General features: G+C 60.3%; 17 protein-coding genes. 9 read left to right on the top strand and 8 right to left on the bottom strand.

The genetic code is table 11. The annotated features are described in order from the left end of the window. Positions 1-156: 156 nt before the first annotated feature. The gene (locus DK870_RS23970; protein WP_161549859.1) at positions 157-2,748 is read right to left on the bottom strand and encodes a glycosyltransferase; all 2,592 of its coding nucleotides are present in this window, start codon (positions 2,746-2,748) and stop codon (positions 157-159) included. Positions 2,749-2,959: 211 nt separating this feature from the next. On the opposite strand from DK870_RS23970, the gene tcdA reads away from it, so the two are divergent. Beyond that, entirely contained in the window at positions 2,960-3,775 is an 816-nt protein-coding gene (gene tcdA / locus DK870_RS23965; protein WP_081086991.1) for a tRNA cyclic N6-threonylcarbamoyladenosine(37) synthase TcdA, read from the top strand. An 85-nt stretch (positions 3,776-3,860) separates the two neighbouring features. Here tcdA and DK870_RS23960 read toward each other — a convergent pair whose 3' ends face one another. From DK870_RS23960 to DK870_RS23945, 4 genes are all read right to left on the bottom strand, one after another. Then, the gene (locus tag DK870_RS23960; RefSeq protein WP_161549858.1) at positions 3,861-4,286 is read right to left on the bottom strand and encodes a SufE family protein; all 426 of its coding nucleotides are present in this window, start codon (positions 4,284-4,286) and stop codon (positions 3,861-3,863) included. After that, entirely contained in the window at positions 4,283-5,488 is a 1,206-nt protein-coding gene (locus DK870_RS23955; RefSeq protein ID WP_090366399.1) for an aminotransferase class V-fold PLP-dependent enzyme, read from the bottom strand. The genes DK870_RS23960 and DK870_RS23955 overlap by 4 nt, the downstream gene beginning before the upstream one ends. Before the next feature lie 69 nt (positions 5,489-5,557). Then, positions 5,558-6,592 carry a 2,3,4,5-tetrahydropyridine-2,6-dicarboxylate N-succinyltransferase gene (gene dapD, locus DK870_RS23950; protein WP_060754031.1) on the bottom strand — a complete coding sequence of 345 codons (1,035 nt, stop codon included), beginning with the start codon at positions 6,590-6,592 and terminating at the stop codon, positions 5,558-5,560. 32 nt (positions 6,593-6,624) lie between these two features. Continuing rightward, entirely contained in the window at positions 6,625-6,933 is a 309-nt protein-coding gene (locus tag DK870_RS23945) for an arsenate reductase (RefSeq protein ID WP_232965865.1), read from the bottom strand. Between the two features lie 267 nt (positions 6,934-7,200). Here DK870_RS23945 and DK870_RS23940 point away from each other — a divergent pair, with 267 nt between their 5' ends. Then, the gene (locus DK870_RS23940; protein WP_161549857.1) at positions 7,201-8,844 is read left to right on the top strand and encodes a Na+/H+ antiporter; all 1,644 of its coding nucleotides are present in this window, start codon (positions 7,201-7,203) and stop codon (positions 8,842-8,844) included. A 12-nt stretch (positions 8,845-8,856) separates the two neighbouring features. On the opposite strand, the gene dapC is transcribed toward DK870_RS23940, so the two are convergent. The 3 genes from dapC to map all read right to left on the bottom strand — a co-directional run bounded on the left by dapC (position 8,857) and on the right by map (position 13,664). Beyond that, entirely contained in the window at positions 8,857-10,056 is a 1,200-nt protein-coding gene (gene dapC, locus DK870_RS23935) for a succinyldiaminopimelate transaminase (RefSeq protein WP_161549856.1), read from the bottom strand. 58 nt (positions 10,057-10,114) lie between these two features. Beyond that, positions 10,115-12,817 carry a [protein-PII] uridylyltransferase gene (locus DK870_RS23930; RefSeq protein ID WP_060754034.1) on the bottom strand — a complete coding sequence of 901 codons (2,703 nt, stop codon included), beginning with the start codon at positions 12,815-12,817 and terminating at the stop codon, positions 10,115-10,117. A gap of 64 nt (positions 12,818-12,881) precedes the next feature. Then, the gene (gene map / locus DK870_RS23925) at positions 12,882-13,664 is read right to left on the bottom strand and encodes a type I methionyl aminopeptidase (RefSeq protein ID WP_060754035.1); all 783 of its coding nucleotides are present in this window, start codon (positions 13,662-13,664) and stop codon (positions 12,882-12,884) included. 388 nt (positions 13,665-14,052) lie between these two features. Between map and rpsB the strand changes: the two genes are divergently transcribed. The 7 genes from rpsB to ispC all read left to right on the top strand — a co-directional run bounded on the left by rpsB (position 14,053) and on the right by ispC (position 20,136). Continuing rightward, positions 14,053-14,790: a 30S ribosomal protein S2 gene (gene rpsB, locus DK870_RS23920; RefSeq protein ID WP_003172263.1), complete on the top strand. Its 738-nt coding sequence runs from the start codon at positions 14,053-14,055 to the stop codon at positions 14,788-14,790. Between the two features lie 203 nt (positions 14,791-14,993). Continuing rightward, a complete protein-coding gene (tsf, locus tag DK870_RS23915; RefSeq protein ID WP_060754036.1) occupies positions 14,994-15,857 on the top strand; it encodes a translation elongation factor Ts in 864 nt (287 codons plus the stop codon). A 211-nt stretch (positions 15,858-16,068) separates the two neighbouring features. Next, positions 16,069-16,812 carry a UMP kinase gene (gene pyrH, locus DK870_RS23910; RefSeq protein WP_060754037.1) on the top strand — a complete coding sequence of 248 codons (744 nt, stop codon included), beginning with the start codon at positions 16,069-16,071 and terminating at the stop codon, positions 16,810-16,812. Further along, on the top strand, positions 16,809-17,366 hold the full coding sequence (frr, locus tag DK870_RS23905) for a ribosome recycling factor (RefSeq protein ID WP_016974404.1): 558 nt from the start codon (positions 16,809-16,811) through the stop codon (positions 17,364-17,366). Before pyrH ends, frr begins: the two co-directional genes overlap by 4 nt. A gap of 17 nt (positions 17,367-17,383) precedes the next feature. Further along, positions 17,384-18,139 (top strand): polyprenyl diphosphate synthase, encoded by a 756-nt coding sequence (uppS, locus tag DK870_RS23900; protein WP_060754038.1) that lies wholly within the window; start codon positions 17,384-17,386, stop codon positions 18,137-18,139. Next, entirely contained in the window at positions 18,140-18,949 is an 810-nt protein-coding gene (locus DK870_RS23895; RefSeq protein ID WP_090366395.1) for a phosphatidate cytidylyltransferase, read from the top strand. It abuts the gene before it with no gap. After that, the gene (gene ispC / locus DK870_RS23890; RefSeq protein ID WP_161549855.1) at positions 18,946-20,136 is read left to right on the top strand and encodes a 1-deoxy-D-xylulose-5-phosphate reductoisomerase; all 1,191 of its coding nucleotides are present in this window, start codon (positions 18,946-18,948) and stop codon (positions 20,134-20,136) included. The genes DK870_RS23895 and ispC overlap by 4 nt, the downstream gene beginning before the upstream one ends. Positions 20,137-20,181: the final 45 nt, after the last annotated feature.

Genomic DNA, 20,181 nt, shown 5'->3' with positions numbered 1-20,181 from the left:
GGGGTGTCAGTCACTGTCTATGTTGACCGGTACACCGCTATCGGGAGCAAGCCCCCTCCCACATAAAGCATTGGCGCAAGGCTGGCGCATAAAACGGCCGTTATCTTATAGCAAAACGGCGGCCAGAGGCCGCCGTTTAGTGCATTGCGCAAGTTTTTACGCGGCCGGCGCGGGTTCCGGTTTCGGCGCAGGTTTTGGCAACGAAGACAGGAACGCCATGATCAAGGCCGCCACATACGGCAGCGATTGCACCAGCAGCATCACCACCCAGAAGCGCATGTCATTGCTCGGCAGGCCTTGCACCAGGTAGATCCCCAGCGCCGCGCCCCACAACAGCAGCATGATGAACATCTCTTCACGGGCTTCCGAGATCGCGACCCAGAAGCCGTGGTTATCCGCGTTTTTCGGTGTACGGAAGAACGGAATACTGCTGGTGAAGAAACCATACAGCACCGCCTTGGCGATGGTATGGGACAACGCCAGGCCGGCCAGGGCTGCGCAGAACGCGTCCTTGAGGTTCACGCCTACCGCACGGCGGTAGAGGAAGATGATCTTGCCGACCTTGAACACGAACAACGCCAACGGCGGGATCGCGAAAATCAGCAACGGCGGGTCGACCCGCGTCGGCACGATGATCATCGCGGCCGACCACAACAGCGCGCCGACGGTGAAGAAGATGTTCATGCCATCCGCCACCCACGGCAACCAGCCCGCGAGGAAGTGGTAGCGCTGGCCACGGGTCAGCTCGGTATCCTTGCCGCGCAACAGGCTGGCGGTGTGACGCTTGATGATCTGGATCGCGCCATAGGCCCAGCGGAAACGCTGTTTCTTGAAGTCGATAAAGGTATCCGGCATCAAGCCTTTGCCGTAGCTGTCGTGGTAGTACGCGGCCGACAGACCTTTTTCGAACACCCGCAGGCCCAGTTCGGCGTCTTCACAGATGCACCAGTCGGCCCAGCCCAGCTCTTCGAGCACCGAGCGACGGGTCATGGTCATGGTGCCGTGCTGGATAATCGCGTCGCGGTCGTTGCGGGTGACCATGCCGATATGGAAGAAACCCTTGTATTCGGCATAGCAGAGCTTCTTGAAGGTGCTTTCGTTCTGGTCGCGGTAATCCTGCGGCGACTGCACCACGGCGATTTTCGGGTCGGCGAAGTGCGGCACCATGTGCTTGAGCCAGTTGGGCGACACGCAGTAGTCCGAGTCGATCACCGCGATCACTTCGGCATCCTTGGCGGTATGCGGGATCAGGTAATTCAATGCGCCGCCCTTGAAACCGGCCAGGGGCGAGACATGGAAGAACTTGAAGCGCGGGCCCAGGGTTTCGCAGTAGTCGCGCACCGGCTCCCACACCGCCGGGTCCTTGGTGTTGTTGTCGATGATCAGGACTTCGTAGTCCGGGTAATCGAGGGCGGCCAGGGCGTCGAGGGTCTGTTTGACCATCTCCGGCGGCTCGTTGTAGCACGGCACGTGGATCGATACTTTCGGGCGGTAGTGCGAATCCCCTTCCACCGGCAGGAATTCACGCCGACGCTTGTGGGTCCATACCGCTTCGGCCAGTTCGTGGGCCTCGGTCAGCAACACGATAAACACGCCGAGTGCACCGAGTGCCAGCAAGATACCGACGGTCACGCTGAACCAGGTGCTGTATTGCTGGCTGTAGTCGTAGCCGATCCATACCAGCACCGAACCGCACAGGAACGCGATAAAGGTCAGGAAGGTACGGCCACGCTGGCGCAGGGCCGAGCCGTCGATCATCAGCAGGGTGAGGGACAACAGCGCAAGCACCACCGAGCCGATGGCCAGAACGCGCCATTGCGGGATCGCCACGACCGGGCCTTCGAAATTGAATTTCTGCTGGCGTGCCGCGTTATAAACGCCCCAATAGGCGCCCGCCGAACCTTCGTCGCTGACTTTCCACGGCTGATCGAAGGCCTCGATCACGAAGTAGTTGTAACCTTGGCGGTTCAGCTTGTTCACCAGGGTGCGCAGGTAGATGGCCTGGTCCGCCGGGGACGTTTCGTTGCCACCGCGCATGCGTCCGTTACTCGGCCAGCCAACCTCCGACAGCAGCAGCGGCTTTTTCGGGAACAGTTTCTTCAGGTCCCGGGCACGGTCGAGTACGTACTGGCCAGCCTTGTCCATCGGAATAAATTCCCAGAACGGCAAGATGTGCGCGGCGATCAGGTCGACGTGCTTGGCCAGTTGCGGGTTCTTCTCCCAGATGTGCCATTGCTCGGAGGTGGTCACCGGCACTTTCACGGCGGCGCGCACCCGGTCCAGCAGCACGATCAGTGCTTGCGGGGTGATTTCCTCGCGGAACAACGCCTCGTTACCGACCACTACGCGCACGACACTGCGCGAGCTGTTGGCAATCTCGATGGCGCGCTGGATTTCGCGTTCGTTACGCTCAAGGTCCGGGCTGATCCAGATCCCCAACGTCACGCGCAGGCCGAATTCTTCGGCCAGTTTGGGGATGTCGCCCAAGGTGCCGTCGACCGAGTAAGTACGGATGTTGTCCGTCAGCTTGCTCATGATCGCCAGATCCTGGCGCATCTGATCGTCGGTCGGGTACTGGTCTTTCTGTGGGAACTGGCCTTGCTGGAACGGCGAGTAAGAGAACCCGGAGATCTGTTCAGGCCAGTTGGGGGTAGTGACCGGGCGATTGATCAGCGCCCAGAAGCCGGTGAACAGCGCGGCAATTGCCAGCACTACCACCAGGTTGAGTCCAAATTTACGCGATGACATGGCGGTTTCGGGTTCCAAAGGCTGTGGAACGAAAAGAGGTGTCGGCCAACGCCGAACGGCGCGCATCCTACACTGGCACTTCCCTGAGCGTACAGCGGACAGAGAAAAGCCGGACGTTAGTCAGCGAAAGCCCTCCTAAGTTCTTTACTTGTAGCTTGTCGCTTCGAACTTGTCGCTGCGTAGTCCATAATGCGCGCCGGTTTTTGGGGTAATGGTCATGAGTACAGAAGATCCGCGGTTTGCAGGCGTCGCCCGCTTGTATGGCATTGAGGGCCTGGAACGCTTGAAGGCGGCCCATGTGGCCATTGTCGGCGTGGGCGGCGTTGGCTCCTGGGCGGCGGAAGCCATGGCCCGCTGCGGGGTGGGCGAAATATCGCTGTTTGACCTGGACGATGTCTGCGTGAGTAACAGCAACCGCCAGTTGCATGCCCTGGACAGCACCGTGGGCAAGCCCAAGGTCGAGGTAATGGCTGAGCGCCTGCGCGGTATCAACCCGCACTGCACGGTCCATGCGGTGGCCGACTTCGTGACCCGCGACACCATGGCCGAGTACATCACCCCGGATATCGACTGCGTGATCGACTGCATCGACGCCGTCAACGCCAAGGCTGCGCTCATTGCCTGGTGCAAGCGCCGCAAGATCCAGATCATCACCACCGGTGGCGCCGGCGGGCAGATCGACCCGACGTTGATCCAGGTATGCGATTTGAACCGCACGTTCAACGATCCGCTGGCCTCCAAGGTTCGCTCCACCTTGCGCCGCGACTACGGGTTCTCGCGCACCGTGACCCGCCATTACAGCGTGCCGTGCGTGTTTTCCACCGAGCAGCTGCGCTATCCCAAGCCGGATGGCAGCATCTGTTTGCAGAAGAGCTTCGTCGGGGATGGAGTCAAGCTGGACTGCGCCGGTGGGTTCGGCGCGGTGATGATGGTCACGGCCACGTTCGGGATGGTGGCGGCGACCAAGGCAGTGGACAAGATTGTGGCCGGGGTGCGCCGGCCTTCCGAGCGGACCAAACCCACTTAGCGTTCACTGCTAAAAAAGTGTTGAGTGTGGGAGGGGGCTTGCTCCCGATAGCGGTGGATCAGCCAATATATCGAGTGACTGACACTCAGCAATCAGCAGCAAGCCCCCTCCCACAAAGTTCGCGCATACGTTGCAACACCGCATTCAAGCCGTTGCTGCGCGACGGTGAAAGTTGACGGGAAAGCCCCAACTGGTTGAACCAGTCGGGTAGGTCTACCGTTTGCAACTCTGCCGCCGACAAGCCATTGACCCGCACCAGCAGCAAGGCCACCAAGCCACGGATCATGCGCGCATCGCTGATCGCGGCAAATTGCCAATGCCCGTGCTCCAAGCGTCCCACCAACCACACCAGGCTCTCACAGCCCTGCACCAGGTTGGCCTCGACCTTGTCCTCATCTGCCAATGCGGGCAGCCGTTCGCCCCATTGCATCAGCATCCGGGCGCGCTGTTCCCAACTGCCCACCGACTGAAAGGCTTCCAGCGCAGCCAGCGCTGCCACCGGCATGCTCATCGCAACATATCCAGCGCCTGGTCCAACGCTTCAAAAAAGCGCTCCAGGTCATCCGAGTCGTTGTACAGCGCCAGGGATACACGGATCGCCCCGGACAAGTGCATCGCCTTGAGCAGCGGCATCGCGCAATGGTGCCCGGCGCGCACGGCAATACCCTGCTCGGTCAGCAGGTGCGCCAGGTCGGCGTTGTGCACGCCGTCCACGACAAAGCTGACCAGCGCGACCTGCGGTGCTCCGAGCACGCGCACGCCGTTTCGCGCTTTCAGCCCGCGCAACAGATAGTCATGCAGCGCGGCCTCATGGGCGAGCACTGCCGGTTGATCCAGCGAACTCAGGTAATCCAGGCTGGCGCCCAGGCCGATCACACCGGCAATCGGTGGCGTGCCGGCTTCAAACCCCAGCGGTGCGCTGCGAAAGCTCGCGCTGTGGTAGTCCGCCTGTTGCACCATCTCGCCGCCAAACTGCCAGTGGCGCAGGTGATGCAGGGCTTCATTGCGCCCGAACAACACCCCGACACCGTCCGGGCCGTACAGCTTGTGACTGGAAAAAACGTAGAAGTCGCAGCCCAGTGCCTGCACGTCATGACGGCCATGGACGATCCCTTGGGCGCCATCCACCACGGTCAGTGCGCCGTGTGGGTTGGCCAGTGCCAGCAGGGCTTGCAGTGGCTGCCAGGCGCCGAGCACGTTGGACAGCTGGCTTACCGCCAGCAGCCGCGTGCGTGGGCCGATCAGTTCGGCGGCGGCTTGCAGGTCGATCACGCCATCATCGTCCAGCGGCAGGACCACCAGGGTGAGTGCGCGGCGCTTGGCCAGTTGCTGCCAAGGCAGCAGGTTGGCGTGATGTTCCAGGGCGCTGATGACTATCTCATCGCCCGCATTGAATAAGTGCTCCAGGCCGTAGGCCAGGAGGTTCAGCGCAGCAGTCGCGCCATGGGTAAACACGATTTGCCCGCTGTCACCTGCGTTCAACCACTGTGCGACTTTGCTGCGGCTGTCTTCGAAAGCCTGCGTCGCATGGGCGCCGGGCAAATGCTGGGCACGATGCACATTGGCTGCGCCGTTGGCATAGTAATGGCTGATGGCATCCAGCAAGGCCTGGGGTTTTTGTGTGGTGGCGGCGTTGTCCAGATAGGTCTGGTCTTGCCGTTGCAGGGTGGCGATGGCCGGGAAATCGGCGCGCCAGGGAGAGGGCACAAGCATGGTGTTCAAGACTCGTATAAGCGAGCCGCAACCCGAAGGCGCGGCCCGCTAGTGGCATCGAGTGGCTGCTTAGTTGTGAGCGTGCAGCGCTTCGTTCAGTTCGATGGCCGATTTGTGGGTTTTGCACTCCACGGCACCGGTCTCGGAGTTGCGACGGAACAACAGGTCCGGCTGGCCGGCCAGCTCGCGAGCCTTGACCACCTTGACCAGTTGGTTGTGCTCGTCCAGCAGGGCAACCTTGGTCCCGGCGGTCACGTAGAGGCCCGACTCCACGGTGTTGCGGTCGCCCAACGGGATGCCGATACCGGCGTTGGCACCGATCAGGCAGCCTTCGCCGACCTTGATCACGATGTTGCCGCCACCCGACAGGGTGCCCATGGTCGAGCAACCGCCGCCCAGGTCCGAGCCTTTGCCGACGAACACGCCTGCCGAGACGCGACCTTCGATCATGCCCGGGCCTTCGGTGCCGGCGTTGAAGTTGACGAAACCTTCGTGCATCACGGTGGTGCCTTCGCCCACGTAGGCGCCCAGGCGCAGGCGTGCCGCGTCAGCGATACGTACGCCGCTCGGCACCACGTAGTCGGTCATTTTCGGGAACTTGTCCACCGAGAACACTTCCAGCAGTTCGCCACGCAGGCGCGCTTCCAGTTGGCGTTCGGCCAGCTCGTTGATGTCGATGGCGCCCTGGCTGGTCCAGGCCACGTTCGGCAGCTGTGGGAACACGCCGGCCAGGCTCAGGCCATGCGGCTTGACCAGACGGTGGGACAGCAGGTGCAGCTTGAGGTATGCCTCAGGCGTGGAGGTCAGCGCAGCGTCTTCGGCCAGCAGGGTGGCAACCAGCGGAGTGTGGCTTTCCGCCAGGCGGTTGAGCAGCGCAGCTTGGGTCGCATCGACATTCTTCAGTGCATCGGCCAGTTGCAGCGCTTGGCTGATGGTGAAGCTGATCGCCTGGTTGCCGCCGGTGTAACCCAGGATCGGTTTGATGGCGGCGACGATTTCGGCCGATGGATTGAGCAGTGGCTGTGCGTAAAACACTTCCAGCCAGGCGCCTTGACGGTTTTGAGTGCCGACGCCGAAGCCCAGGCTGAACAGGGAATTGGACATGCTGTTACCTCTACAAAAATGGAAGGGCTGGCCTACTTCAGGGCCGCCGAATAACTATCTGGCTTGAAGCCAATCAGGGTTCTGTCTCCGAGATCCAGCACCGGGCGCTTGATCATCGAGGGTTGCGCGAGCATCAATTCAATGGCTTTCGACTGATCGAGATCGGCTTTGCATTCGTCTTCGAGTTTGCGAAAGGTGGTGCCCGCACGGTTCAAAACCACCTGCCAACCGTGCTCGTTGCACCATTGGGTCAAGTGTTCGCGGTCGATACCGGCCGTTTTGTAGTCGTGGAACTCATAGCTCACCCCGTGCTCGTCGAGCCAGGTGCGCGCTTTTTTCATGGTGTCGCAGGCTTTGATGCCGAAAAGGTGCAACGTTTTGCTTGAAACGGTCAAGGAATTGCCCCCTTTGAGCGTGTGAAAACGGAAGGTCACGGATTATGCCACGACCAGCGGCCTCTGGTGCCCCTCGTCGTGCTGACGTGCGACTTATGGGCAAATGCCGGTGACGGCATAGGTGCGTACCATAGCGGGGTAATATGGCACTTCAACGGCCAGTTGTTGCCTGATGTGTGTCGTTGCAAGTCGATTGTCCGGGAACCCCGCGTTATGCAAACCGCCTACACCGTTCTTATCCTGCTGATGCTGGTCAGCGTTTCGCGTCTTGTCGGGCGTGTCATTCCCCTGCCGTTACCCTTGGTGCAGATTGCCGCCGGAGCCCTGCTGGCCTGGCCTACGCTGGGGTTGCACGTGGCACTGGACCCGGAGCTGTTCCTGTTTCTGTTCCTGCCACCGTTGTTGTTCTCCGATGGCTGGCGCATGCCCAAGCGTGAGTTGTGGCGGCTGCGTGGCCCGATCCTCACGTTGGCGGTGGGGCTGGTGCTATTCACCGTGGTGGGTGCCGGATACTTTATTCATTGGCTATTGCCTTCGATCCCGCTGCCGGTGGCCTTTGCCCTGGCGGCCGTATTGTCGCCGACGGATGCCGTGGCGGTGTCGGCCATTTCCCAGAACCGTTTACCCAAGCCGCTGATGCACATGCTGCAGGGCGAAGCCTTGATGAATGATGCTTCGGGTCTGGTGACGTTCAAATTCGCCCTGGCGGCGGCATTGACGGGGGTGTTTTCCCTGGCGGATGCCAGCCTGACGTTCGTTCTGGTGGCCTTGGGTGGCCTGGCGATTGGTGTGGCGTTGAGCTGGCTGGTGGGGCGCCTGCGCGCCTGGATGATCGCGCGAGGCTGGGATGACCCGGCCACCCACGTGGTGTTCATGTTGCTGCTGCCATTTGCAGCTTATGTGCTGGCCGAGCGGCTAGGCGCGTCGGGCATTTTGTCGGCGGTGGCGGCGGGCATGATGCAAAGCTGGCTCGACCTGTTGCCGCGCCAGACCAGCACCCGCTTGCTCAATCGCAGTGTCTGGTCGCTGCTGGAATTTGCCTTCAACGGTTTGATCTTCCTGCTGCTGGGTCTGCAATTGCCGGACATCATCAAGGCGGTGGTGAGCCATGAACCGACGCTATGGCCGACGTTGCTGTATCGCTGCCTGGATGTGGTCGCGATCTTTCTGGTGCTGGTGATCCTGCGATTCATCTGGGTGCAGAGCATCTGGCGGTTGTCGGGCTTGTTGCGCAGGTTGCGTGGGAAAAGTGAACTGACCCTGGTACCTACAGCCCGCTCCTGCTGGTTGCTGACCGTCGGTGGGGTACGCGGTGCGGTGACCTTGGCCGGTGTGATGTCGGTGCCTTTACTGCTGGCGCCGGGGCAAGACTTCCCTGAGCGTGACCTGCTGATCTTTATCGCCGCCGGCGTGATCCTGCTCTCATTGGTCGCTGCCTGCATTGCCTTGCCGTTGCTGCTGCGCGGCATCGAGCAGAGTCCCGATGAAAAGCGCCATCGCGAAGTGCGTGAGGCTTGGAAGAAGACCGCCGTGGCGGCGATTCATGCCCTGGAAGCCGAGGAGCCGACAGAAGCCGCGGCTCCCGACGCTGCCCAGGCGGCACTGGCTACGGAACTCAAGGCGCGGCTGATGTCGGAATATCGCCACCAGTTGGAGGTTTTCAATGACTCAGCCGAAGCCCAGGCGTTGGCGCAGCAGATGGACTTGCTGGAACGCAAGTTGCGGCTCAAGGCCTTGCGGGCACAGCGTTTGGAGTTGTACAGCTTGAGCCGCCATCACCAGATAGGTGATGACGTGTTGAGGGAAGTATTGGCGGATCTGGATATGAGTGAGGCGAACCTGGGCCATGTGAAATGACCCAGAAAGCGCTTAGCGTCGACGCTGGATGAACGCGCGAATCCGCTCGGCGGCTTCCACACACTCCACCAACGGCGCAACCAGCGCCATGCGCACACGGCCGGCGCCGGGGTTGAAGCCTTGCACTTCGCGTGAAAGGTAGGAGCCCGGTACTACGGTCACATGTTCTTCCATGAACAAGTCACGGCAGAATGCGGCATCGTCGCCGTTCACGTTCGGCCACAGGTAGAAACCGCCATCCGGACTTTGCACGTCCAGCACCGGCTTGAGAATCGCCAGCACGGCATCGAATTTCTCACGATACAGGTCGCGGTTGGCCTGCACATGGGCTTCATCCTGCCAGGCGGCAATGCTCGCCAGTTGGGTTTGTACCGGCATTGCGCAGCCGTGGTAGGTACGGTACAGCAGGAAGGCCTTGAGAATGTCGGCGTCGCCGGCCACGAAACCGGAACGCAGGCCCGGCAGGTTGGAGCGCTTGGACAGGCTGTGGAACACCACGCAGCGTTTGAAGTCCTGGCGGCCCAGCTCGACGCAGGCGCTCAGCAGGCCCGGCGGCGGGGTTTGTTCGTCGAAGTACAGTTCGCTGTAGCACTCGTCGGCGGCGATGACGAAGTCGTATTCGTCGGCCAGGGCGATGAGTTTTTTCAGGGTTTCGACGGGGATCAACGCGCCAGTCGGGTTGCCGGGTGAACACAGGAACAGGATCTGGCAGCGCTTCCAGATGTCCGGCGTCACGGCATCGAAGTCCGGATTGAAACCGTTGGCGTCCAGGCACGGCAGGTAGTGCGGTTTGGCACCGGCCAGGAACGCAGCGCCTTCGTAGATTTGGTAGAACGGGTTCGGGCTGACCACCAGGGCGTCGTCACCGCGGTTGACCACGGTTTGGGTGAAGGCGAACAGCGCTTCACGGGTACCGTTTACCGGCAGGATATTGCGCGCCGGGTCCAGCCAGCCCTTGGGCACGTTGAAGCGCCGCTCGCACCACGCGCCGATGGCCTCGCGCAGGGCCGGGATGCCCAGGGTGGTCGGGTAGACCGCCATCTGGTCGAGGTTGTCAGCCAGGGACTTGGCCACGAATTCCGGGGACTTGTGCTTGGGCTCGCCGATGGACAACGCAATCGGGCGCTTGTCCGGGTTCGGCGTGACGCTGCCCAGCAAGGCGCGCAGTTTCTCGAACGGGTAGGGCTGCAACTGGTTCAGGGCGTTGTTCATGTAAGCCTCAATCACCGTAAACACCGACCTGTGGGATCGTGTTCACAAAGTTAAAAATTCAAAAGGTCAGGCGTGTCAGTTCGACACCGGGTTCCTGGGTCACGCTCAGTTGCTGCACGATGGCTTCCTGCAAGCGCAGGCACAGCTCGGGGTCGGACAGCGGGTGGTTGTCGGCATCGGTGATGAAGAACACGTCTTCCACGCGTTCGCCCAGGGTCGCAATCTTGGCGTTCTGCAGCGACAGGTCGAACTCCAGGAAAATCCCGCCGATACGTGCCAGCAGACCGGGACGGTCCGGCGCGCTGAGCTCCAGTACGGTGACCGGGCGCTGGGCGTCGTTGGAGATGGTGACCTGGGGGGCAAAGGCAAAGTGCTTGAGCTGGCGCGGCACGCGGCGCTGGATGATCGTCGGGTAGTCGGCAGGGTTGCGCAGGGCTTCGGTCAGGCCTTCGCGGATCTTTTTCACCCGCACCGGGTTATCGCCAATCGAGTCGCCATCGGTATCGAGCACGATGTAGGTGTCGAGGGTGAACTGGCTGCTGGAGGTGATGACCCGGGCGTCATGGATGTTCAGGTTGAGCTGGTCCATGGCGGCTACCGTCACGGCGAAGAAGTCGTGTTGGTCCGGCGCATAGATGAAGATCTGCGTGCCGCCTTCGAATTCGCGCTGGGTGGTTTCCTTGATCAGCACCAGCGGGCCGCCATCGGCCGGCTGCTGCAGGATGGCGTCGGTGTGCCAGGCCACATCGCCGGCGGTGTGGCGCAGGAAATAGTCATCGCCCAGTTGCGACCAGAGCTGCTCGACGTCGTCGGGGTCATTGCCACCGCGCACCAGGATGTCCAGGGCCGCGCTTTGGGTGCGGCGGATCTGTTCTTCGCGGTCCACCGGGTTTTCCAGGCCACGGCGCAGGGCGCGCTTGGTCTCGGTGTACAACTGGCGCAGCAGGCTGGCGCGCCACGAGTTCCACAGTGTGGGGTTGGTGGCATTGATGTCGGAGACGGTCAGCACATAGAGGTAGTCGAGGCGAGTTTCATCACCCACGATGCCGGCGAAGTCGTGGATCACCTGCGGGTCGGACAAGTCCTTGCGTTGGGCCGTGGTCGACATGACCAGGTGGTTCTGCACCAGCCAGACGATCAGGCGGCTGTCCCACAGCGGCAATTGGTGGCGCTGGCAAAAAGCTTCGGCATCCACCGCACCGATTTCCGAGTGATCGCCATGCCGGCCCTTGCCGATGTCGTGGTACAGGCCCGCCAGGTAGATCAACTCGGGCTTGGGCAGCTTGGCCATGAGCTTGCTGGCCAGCGGGAATTTCTCCGACACCTGAGTGTACTGCAGCTTACGCAAGTGCTTGATCAGGTTCAGGGTGTGGGCGTCTACCGTATAAATGTGGAACAGGTCATGCTGCATCTGCCCGACGATAAAACCGAACTCCGGCAGATAGCGCCCGAGAATGCCGTAACGGTTCATCCGGCGCAGGTTGCGGTGGATGCCGATCTTGCACTTGAAAAGTTCGATAAACAGGCTGGTGTTGCGGATGTCGTTGCGAAACTCGTCGTCGATCAGGTGACGGTTTTCTCGCAGCAGGCGAATAGTGTCGGCGCGTACGCCTTTGATTTCCGGCTGCTGGGCCATCAGTACGAAAATTTCCAGCATCGCGAACGGGGTACGACGGAACACGTAATCGTTGCGTGCCTCGATATAGCCATCGTGCAGCTGGAAGCGTGCATTGATCGGTTGCGGCGGCGCTTCGTCATCGGGAGCCAGGATCACTTCTTCGAAGTGCTGGATGATCAGGTCGCTGAGCTGGGCAATGCTCATGACGACGCGGTAGTACTGCTGCATGAAGCTTTCAATGCTGGTCTTCGCGTCTTCGCCTTCAAAGCCCAGCAGGGCGGCGATGGAGCGTTGATGGTCGAACAGCAGACGGTCTTCGGCGCGTCCGGCGAGCATGTGCAGGGCGTAACGTACTTTCCACAGGAATTCCTGGGAGGACGCCAACAGCGCGTTCTCACTCTCGACGAGGAAGCCTTCACCCGCCAGTGCCCGCAGGTTCAGGGTGCCGTACTGGCGGCGGGCGACCCACAGAATGGTCTGGATATCCCGCAAGCCGCCCGGTGAGCCTTTGACGTTGGGCTCCAGGTTGTATTCGGTGTCGTTGTACTTGTGGTGCCGGGCTTTCTGCTCGGCGCGCTTGGCCAGGAAGAAGTCCTTGCTTGGCCACATATGTGCAGTGCTGGTGACTTCCAGCATGCGCTGGCGTAGACGTTCGGGGCCGGCGATGGTGCGGCTTTCCATCAGGTTGGTGATTACCGTCAGGTCGGCGCGGGCCTCTTCGGCGCATTCGTCAACCGAGCGCACGCTCTGACCGACTTCCAGGCCGATGTCCCACAGCAAGGTCAAAAAGCGCTCGATGGAGTCGCGAAAGATCTCGTGGTCGGCGCCGTCCATCAGGATCAACAGATCGATGTCGGAGTAGGGGTGCAATTCGCCGCGCCCGTAGCCGCCAACGGCCACCAGGGCGATATCGGCGTCTTCACTCCAGCTGAACTGTTCCCAGGCTTTCTGCAGGATATTGTCGACGAACCAGGCGCGGTCCTCGATCAGCCGGCGGATGTCCCGGCCTTTGCGAAAGCGCTCATCGAGCACCTCGCGGGCCTGGCGGATAGCCTTCTTGAAGGCGGCGATGGGGCTTGCCTTCAGTGCCAGCTCCGCCTGGAACTGGCCACGGTCGAAGAGTTCGGGGTCCACCTGGGGCATCGATTGGCTTTCCTTTCTATCTATCAGTCAGTCACAACAGTGTTTGGGAAAACCAAACCAGGCCTTATGCCGAAAGGCGCGGGATGGTGTCGTCCGAGCGCAGGGTGAAGATCTCGTAGCCGGTTTCGGTGACCAGCAAGGTGTGTTCCCACTGGGCGGAAAGCTTGCGGTCCTTGGTGATTGCGGTCCAGCCGTCGCCCAGCACCTTGGTATCGGCCTTGCCCTGGTTGATCATCGGCTCGATGGTGAAGGTCATGCCTGCCTTGAGCTCCATGCCGGTGCCGGCGCGGCCGTAGTGCAGTATCTGCGGCTCTTCGTGGAACACCTTGCCGATGCCGTGGCCGCAGAACTCGCGAACCACCGAGAAGCCGTTCTTTTCGGCGTGCTTCTGGATCACTTCGCCGATGTCGCCCAGGCGGCAACCGGGCTTGACGATCTCGATGGCCTTGTACATGCATTCCTGGGTGACCTGGGACAGGCGTTCGGCCCAGACCGGCACATTGCCGACGTGGAACATGCGGCTGGTGTCGCCGTGGTAGCCGTCTTTGATCACGGTGACGTCGATGTTCAGGGTGTCGCCGTCTTTCAACGGCTTGTCGCCTGGAATGCCATGGCAGACCACGTGGTTGATCGAGGTGCAGATCGACTTGGGGAAGCCCTTGTAGTTCAGTGGGGCCGGGATCGCCTTCTGGACGTTGACAATATAGTCGTGGCAGATGCGGTCCAGCGCCTCAGTGGTAACGCCGGGCTTGACGTGTTCGGCGATCATTTCCAGCACGTCGGCAGCCAGTTTGCCGGCAACGCGCATGCCTGCGATGTCTTCGGCGGTTTTCAAGGTAACGGTCATACAGGCTCTCTCTAGCGCGATGCGCTGAAATCAATACGGTTCACGGTGTGCGGCAATAAAGGTTACAAAAAACGCACAAACCCCAAGAAACGCGATTCTAACAGACGATGGTGTCAAATCATGAGCCTCTGATGATCGCTTCTCTCTATAAGGTTGGGCCTTGCCGGCGCGATTCAAAGGCTCAGGTATAGGCGATAGGCGGCAAATGTCATTGCGGGTTTCGTTTTTTGACTGCGTGTGGTATAAAATGCGCCGCTTTCCGGGGATGCCCCGTGAAGCTTAAATCCACACACGTGTCGACACGATGACCTGGGTGCCGGAGGCCTTGATGCCGCTGGTTGGTCATTGGGATACGTGGAGGCCAAACCCGACTTATTAAGGAACTATCATGTCCCAAGTCAACATGCGCGATATGCTGAAGGCCGGTGTGCACTTCGGTCACCAGACCCGTTACTGGAACCCGAAAATGGGTAAGTACATTTTCGGCGCGCGTAACAAGATCCACATCATCAACCTTGAAAAAACCCTGCCAATGTTCAACGAAGCTCTGACTTTCGTAGAGCGTCTGGCCCAGGGCAAAAACAAGATCCTGTTCGTCGGCACCAAGCGTTCCGCTGGCAAGATCGTTGCTGAAGAAGCAGCACGTTGCGGTTCGCCGTACGTCGATCACCGCTGGTTGGGCGGCATGCTGACCAACTTCAAGACCATCCGTGCTTCCATCAAGCGTCTGCGTGACCTTGAAGTACAAGCCGAAGACGGTACTTTCGCCAAGCTGACCAAGAAAGAAGCGCTGATGCGCTCCCGTGACCTGGAAAAGCTCGATCGTTCCCTGGGTGGTATCAAGGATATGGGCGGTCTGCCTGACGCACTGTTCGTAATCGACGTTGATCACGAGCGCATCGCGATCACCGAAGCCAACAAGCTGGGCATCCCGGTTATCGGCGTAGTCGATACCAACAGCAGCCCGGAAGGCGTTGACTACATCATCCCAGGCAACGATGACGCAATCCGCGCTATCCAGCTGTACATGGGTTCGATGGCTGACGCTGTAATCCGTGGTCGCAACCACGTTGCTGGCGGTACCGAGCAGTTCGCTGAAGAAGCTCCGGTAGCTGCCGCTGAGTAATTGACGCCCTGGCGTTGACTCAGTAAGCAAAAAGGGGGCTTGGCCCCCTTTTTGCCACCTCGAAAACCATTTGTCGGCGCCCACTTGTGGCAGTGCAACATAGCGACTGTAACGTGCAGCGGCCTACAAGGGAGATTCGGGAAGAATTGAACGCCCGTTTGATCGGGTGGAATGGTTGAAAACCTATCCAAGAGGATTTTGAAATGGCAGAGATTACTGCAGCGTTGGTTAAAGAACTGCGTGAGCGTACTGGCGAAGGCATGATGGATTGCAAAAAGGCCTTGACCAAGGCTGGCGGCGACATCGAAAAAGCCATCGACGACATGCGTGCTTCCGGCGCCATCAAGGCTGCCAAGAAAGCAGGCAACGTGGCTGCTGAAGGCGCAATCGCGCTGAAAGAAGACGGTAAATCCGCAGTGCTGCTGGAAGTGAACTCGCAGACCGACTTCCTGGCTCTGCAAGACGACTTCAAGGCATTCGTTGCTGAAAGCGTTGAAAAAGCGTTTGCCGACAAGCTGACTACCGTTGAGCCTCTGATCGAAGCTCAAGAAGCAGCTCGCCTGGTACTGGTCGGCAAGGTTGGCGAAAACGTCAACATCCGTCGCCTGACCCGCGTAGAAGGTGATGTGGTTGGTGGCTACCTGCACGGCAACAAGATCGGCGTAGCCGTTGTTCTGAAGGGCGGCGACGTTGAGCTGGCCAAAGACATCGCTATGCACGTAGCGGCAACCAACCCTGAGTTCCTGCTGCCATCGGAAGTTTCCGCTGAAGCGATCGAACGTGAGAAGGGCGTGTTCCTGACCCTGAACGCCGACAAGATCGCCGGCAAGCCGGAAAACATTGTTGAGAACATGGTCAAAGGCCGTATCAGCAAGTTCCTGGCTGAAGCGAGCCTGGTTGAGCAGGCGTTCGTCAAGAACCCTGAAATCAAGGTTGGCGAACTGGCTAAGAAAGCCGGTGCTGAAATCGTTTCCTTCACTTACTTCAAAGTAGGTGAAGGCATCGAGAAGCCGGTCGACAACTTCGCTGAAGAAGTTGCTGCCCAGCTGGCTGCCGCCAAGCAATAAGACAGTTTTCAACTGTCGCCGAAAGAGGCTGCCCGCTCACGCGCGCAGCCTCTTTTCAAATGGGAAGGCCAATTTTATTTGGTTTCCTTTCGGAACTGGCTTACAAAGCCGTGTTCCGATGGCGCTGTGATAGCGTCCAGCTAGAGTGAACGCAAGCCGTAAACGGCTCGCCAAGAATTTTTTAAAAAATACGCCGCAGGAGAGATTCGCAATGGCTCAGCAGGGCAGTGGTTATCAGGCTCGCTATAAACGCATTCTACTCAAACTTAGCGGCGAGGCCCTGATGGGCTCGGAAGAGTTCGGGATCGATCCCAAGGTGCTCGATCGCATGGCGCTTGAAGTCGGCCAGTTGGTCGGTATCGGTGTTCAGGTTGGCCTGGTGATCGGTGGTGGTAACCTGTTCCGTGGTGCGGCGTTGAGTGCCGCCGGTATGGATCGGGTCACTGGCGACCACATGGGCATGCTGGCCACTGTGATGAACGCCTTGGCCATGCGTGACGCCCTGGAGCGTGCCAATATCTCGGCTATCGTGATGTCGGCTATTTCCATGGTCGGCGTGACCGATCACTATGATCGTCGTAAAGCCATGCGTCACCTGAACTCCAAGGAAGTGGTGATCTTTGCTGCCGGCACGGGCAACCCGTTCTTCACGACCGATTCGGCTGCGTGCCTGCGCGCTATCGAGATCGATGCCGATGTCGTGCTCAAGGCGACCAAGGTGGACGGTGTGTACACCGCAGACCCATTCAAAGACCCGCATGCCGAGAAGTTCGATCATCTGACCTACGATGAAGTGCTGGATCGCAAGCTGGGCGTGATGGACCTGACCGCTATTTGCCTGTGCCGCGACCACCAGATGCCGCTGCGCGTATTTAACATGAACAAGCCCGGCGCCCTGCTGAATATCGTACACGGCGGCGCAGAAGGGACTTTGATCGAGGAAGGCCAACAATGATCAACGAAATCAAGAAAGACGCCCAAGCGCGTATGCAGAAATCCCTGGAGTCTCTGAGCCACGCATTTGGCCAGATTCGTACCGGCAAGGCGCACCCGAGCATTCTGGGCAGCGTCATGGTGCCTTACTACGGCGCTGACACTCCGCTGAGCGGCGTGGCCAACGTGACGGTCAAGGACTCGCGCACTCTGCAAGTCGTGGCGTTCGAGCGCAACATGCTCGCCGCTGTCGACAAGGCCATCCAGAGCGCCGGCTTGAACCTCAACCCGACCAACCTGGGTGAGTTGCTGTTGATCTCCATGCCGGCCCTGACTGAAGAAACCCGCAAGGGCTTCACCAAGCAGGCCCGCAGCGCAGCCGAAGATGCGCGTGTTGCCGTGCGCAATATCCGTCGCGATGCGCTGGGTGACCTGAAGAAGCTGGTCAAGGACAAGGAAATCAGCGAAGACGAAGAGCGTCGTGCCGTCGCCGATATCGACAAGTTGACCAAGGACGCCGAGGCGCAGATCACCAAGGCTACCGAGGAAAAAGAAAAGGACCTGATGGCCGTATAAGGGGTCAGGACGCCTTCATGGAAAAGACCAAGCAGACTGTGCCCTCCGTGGTACCGCGCCATGTCGCGATCATCATGGATGGGAATAATCGCTGGGCGAAAAAACGCTTTATGCCGGGTGTTGCCGGGCATAAAGCGGGTGTCGATGCGGTGCGCGCCGTGATTGAGGTGTGTGCCGAAGCCAAGGTTGAAGTGTTGACGCTGTTTGCCTTCTCCAGCGAGAACTGGCAGCGGCCCGCCGACGAAGTCAGTGCCTTGATGGACCTGTTCTTCAAGGCGCTGCGGCGTGAGGCCAAGCGCCTCAACGATAACAACATCAGTCTGCGCATCATTGGTGATCGCTCGCGGTTCCATCCGGAACTGCAAGCGGCCATGCGCGAAGCCGAGGCAATGACTGCTGGCGCCAACCGTTTTGTGCTGCAGATTGCAGCCAACTACGGTGGCCAGTGGGATATCGCCCAGGCTGCGCAACGGCTGGCCCGCGAAGTGCAGGCCGGGCATCTGCGGCCGGAAGACATTACGCCCGAACTGTTGCAAACCTGCCTGGTAACCGGCGACCTGCCGTTGCCTGACTTGTGCATCCGTACCGGTGGCGAGCACCGCATCAGCAATTTCCTGTTGTGGCAGTTGGCCTACACCGAGTTGTACTTCTCCGACCTGTTCTGGCCGGACTTCAAACACGATGCCATGCGTAATGCGCTGGCCGATTTCGCTTCCCGTCAGCGTCGCTTTGGTAAAACGAGCGAGCAGATCGAAGCTGGAGCCCGGGTTTAAATGCTTAAACAACGAATCATCACGGCACTGATCCTGCTGCCGATTGCCTTGTGCGGTTTTTTCCTGCTCGACGGTTCCGGCTTTGCGCTGTTTATCGGCCTTGTCGTAACACTTGGGGCCTGGGAATGGGCGCGCCTGGCGGGTTTCAATGCCCAGGCGCCACGTGTGGCGTACGCGGCATTCGTGGCGCTGTCGCTGTTCCTGATGCATACCCTGTCGAGCATCATCGTGCCTTGGGTGTTGGGGGCCGCGGTGCTGTGGTGGGCGCTGGCGACCTACCTGGTGCTCACCTACCCACGGACCAGTGGCCAGTGGTCCAGCGTGGCCTGCAAGCTGGTGATTGGCTTGTTGATCCTGCTGCCCGCCTGGCAAGGCTTGGTAGAGATCAAGAATGCGTCCATGGGCAACTGGTTGATCATGGCGGTGATGGTATTGGTCTGGGGCGCGGATATCGGCGCCTATTTCTCTGGTCGGGCGTTCGGCAAGCGCAAGCTGGCGCCGGCGGTCAGTCCTGGCAAGAGCTGGGAAGGCGTGTACGGCGGCCTCGCATTGACGCTGGCGATCACGCTGGTGGTCGGCGTTGTGCGCGACTGGTCGGTGAAGGAAATCTTCCTGGCGCTGTTGGGTACGGCCATTGTCGTGTTCATTTCGGTGGTGGGTGACCTCACCGAAAGCATGTTCAAGCGCCAGGCCGGTATCAAGGACAGCAGCAACCTGCTTCCGGGGCATGGCGGTGTATTGGACCGTATCGACAGTCTCACCGCGGCGATTCCGATCTTTGCCGTGTTGTTGTGGATGACTGCCTCGTGAGCCGTCTGCAGCAAGTCACCGTACTGGGGGCGACTGGTTCGGTAGGGCTGAGTACCCTGGATGTGATTGCGCGTCATCCTGATCGCTATCAAATATTTGCCCTGACCGGTTTTAGCCGCCTGAGCGAGTTGCTAGCCCTTTGCGTTCTCCACTCGCCACGCTTTGCTGTGGTGCCCGAGGCGGCGCTGGCGCGTGGTTTGCAGGATGACCTGCGCGCTGCCGGCCTCGCCACTCAGGTATTGGTGGGGGAGGCGGGGTTGTGCCAGGTGGCGGCCGATGCCGAAGTGGACACCGTCGTGGCTGCCATTGTCGGCGCAGCGGGTTTGCGTCCGACGCTGGCGGCGGTCGATGCAGGCAAGAAGATTCTGCTGGCCAATAAAGAAGCATTGGTTATGTCCGGCGCGCTCTTTATGCAGGCGGTGCGCAAGAGTGGCGCGGTGTTGCTGCCTCTCGACAGCGAACATAACGCGATTTTCCAGTGCATGCCGGGTGATTTCTCCCGTGGCTTGAGCCAGGTTGGCGTGCGTCGGATTCTGTTGACCGCGTCCGGTGGGCCGTTCCGGCAGACGCCTCTGGCTGAGTTGGAGCATGTCACTCCGGATCAGGCCTGTGCACACCCCAACTGGTCCATGGGGCGCAAGATTTCCGTGGACTCGGCGAGCATGATGAACAAAGGGCTGGAGCTGATCGAGGCTTGCTGGCTGTTTGATGCCCGGCCGGACCAGGTCGAGGTGGTGGTTCACCCGCAAAGTGTGATTCATTCCCTGGTCGATTACGTGGATGGCTCGGTGCTGGCGCAGTTGGGCAACCCTGACATGCGTACGCCCATCGCCAACGCCCTGGCTTGGCCGGAACGCATTGATTCCGGTGTGGCGCCGTTGGACCTGTTTGCAATTGCGCGCCTGGACTTCGAAGCGCCGGACGAGCAGCGTTTTCCTTGTCTGCGCCTGGCGCGTGAGGCGGTGGAGGCGGGTAACAGCGCGCCGGCGATGCTTAATGCGGCCAATGAGGTGGCGGTCGCGGCCTTTCTTGAGCGGCGCATCCGTTTTCCGCAGATCGCGAGTATTATCGAGGATGTCCTGGCTCGGGAGCCGGTAGTGGCTGTCAACGACCTGGGCGCCGTGTTTGAGGCGGATAGGAAGGCCCGCGGCTTGGCCGAGCAATGGTTGGAACGCAACGCGCGTTAGCCTGTAGGTGCGGTTGAGCCCGCAGGCACTGGATTGAAAGGCGGA

It is taken from the genome of Pseudomonas sp. Q1 (genome assembly GCF_009935975.1).
Classification (GTDB): Bacteria; Pseudomonadota; Gammaproteobacteria; order Pseudomonadales; family Pseudomonadaceae; genus Aquipseudomonas; species Aquipseudomonas palleroniana.
This window is presented reverse-complemented; position numbering and strand designations above follow the sequence as displayed.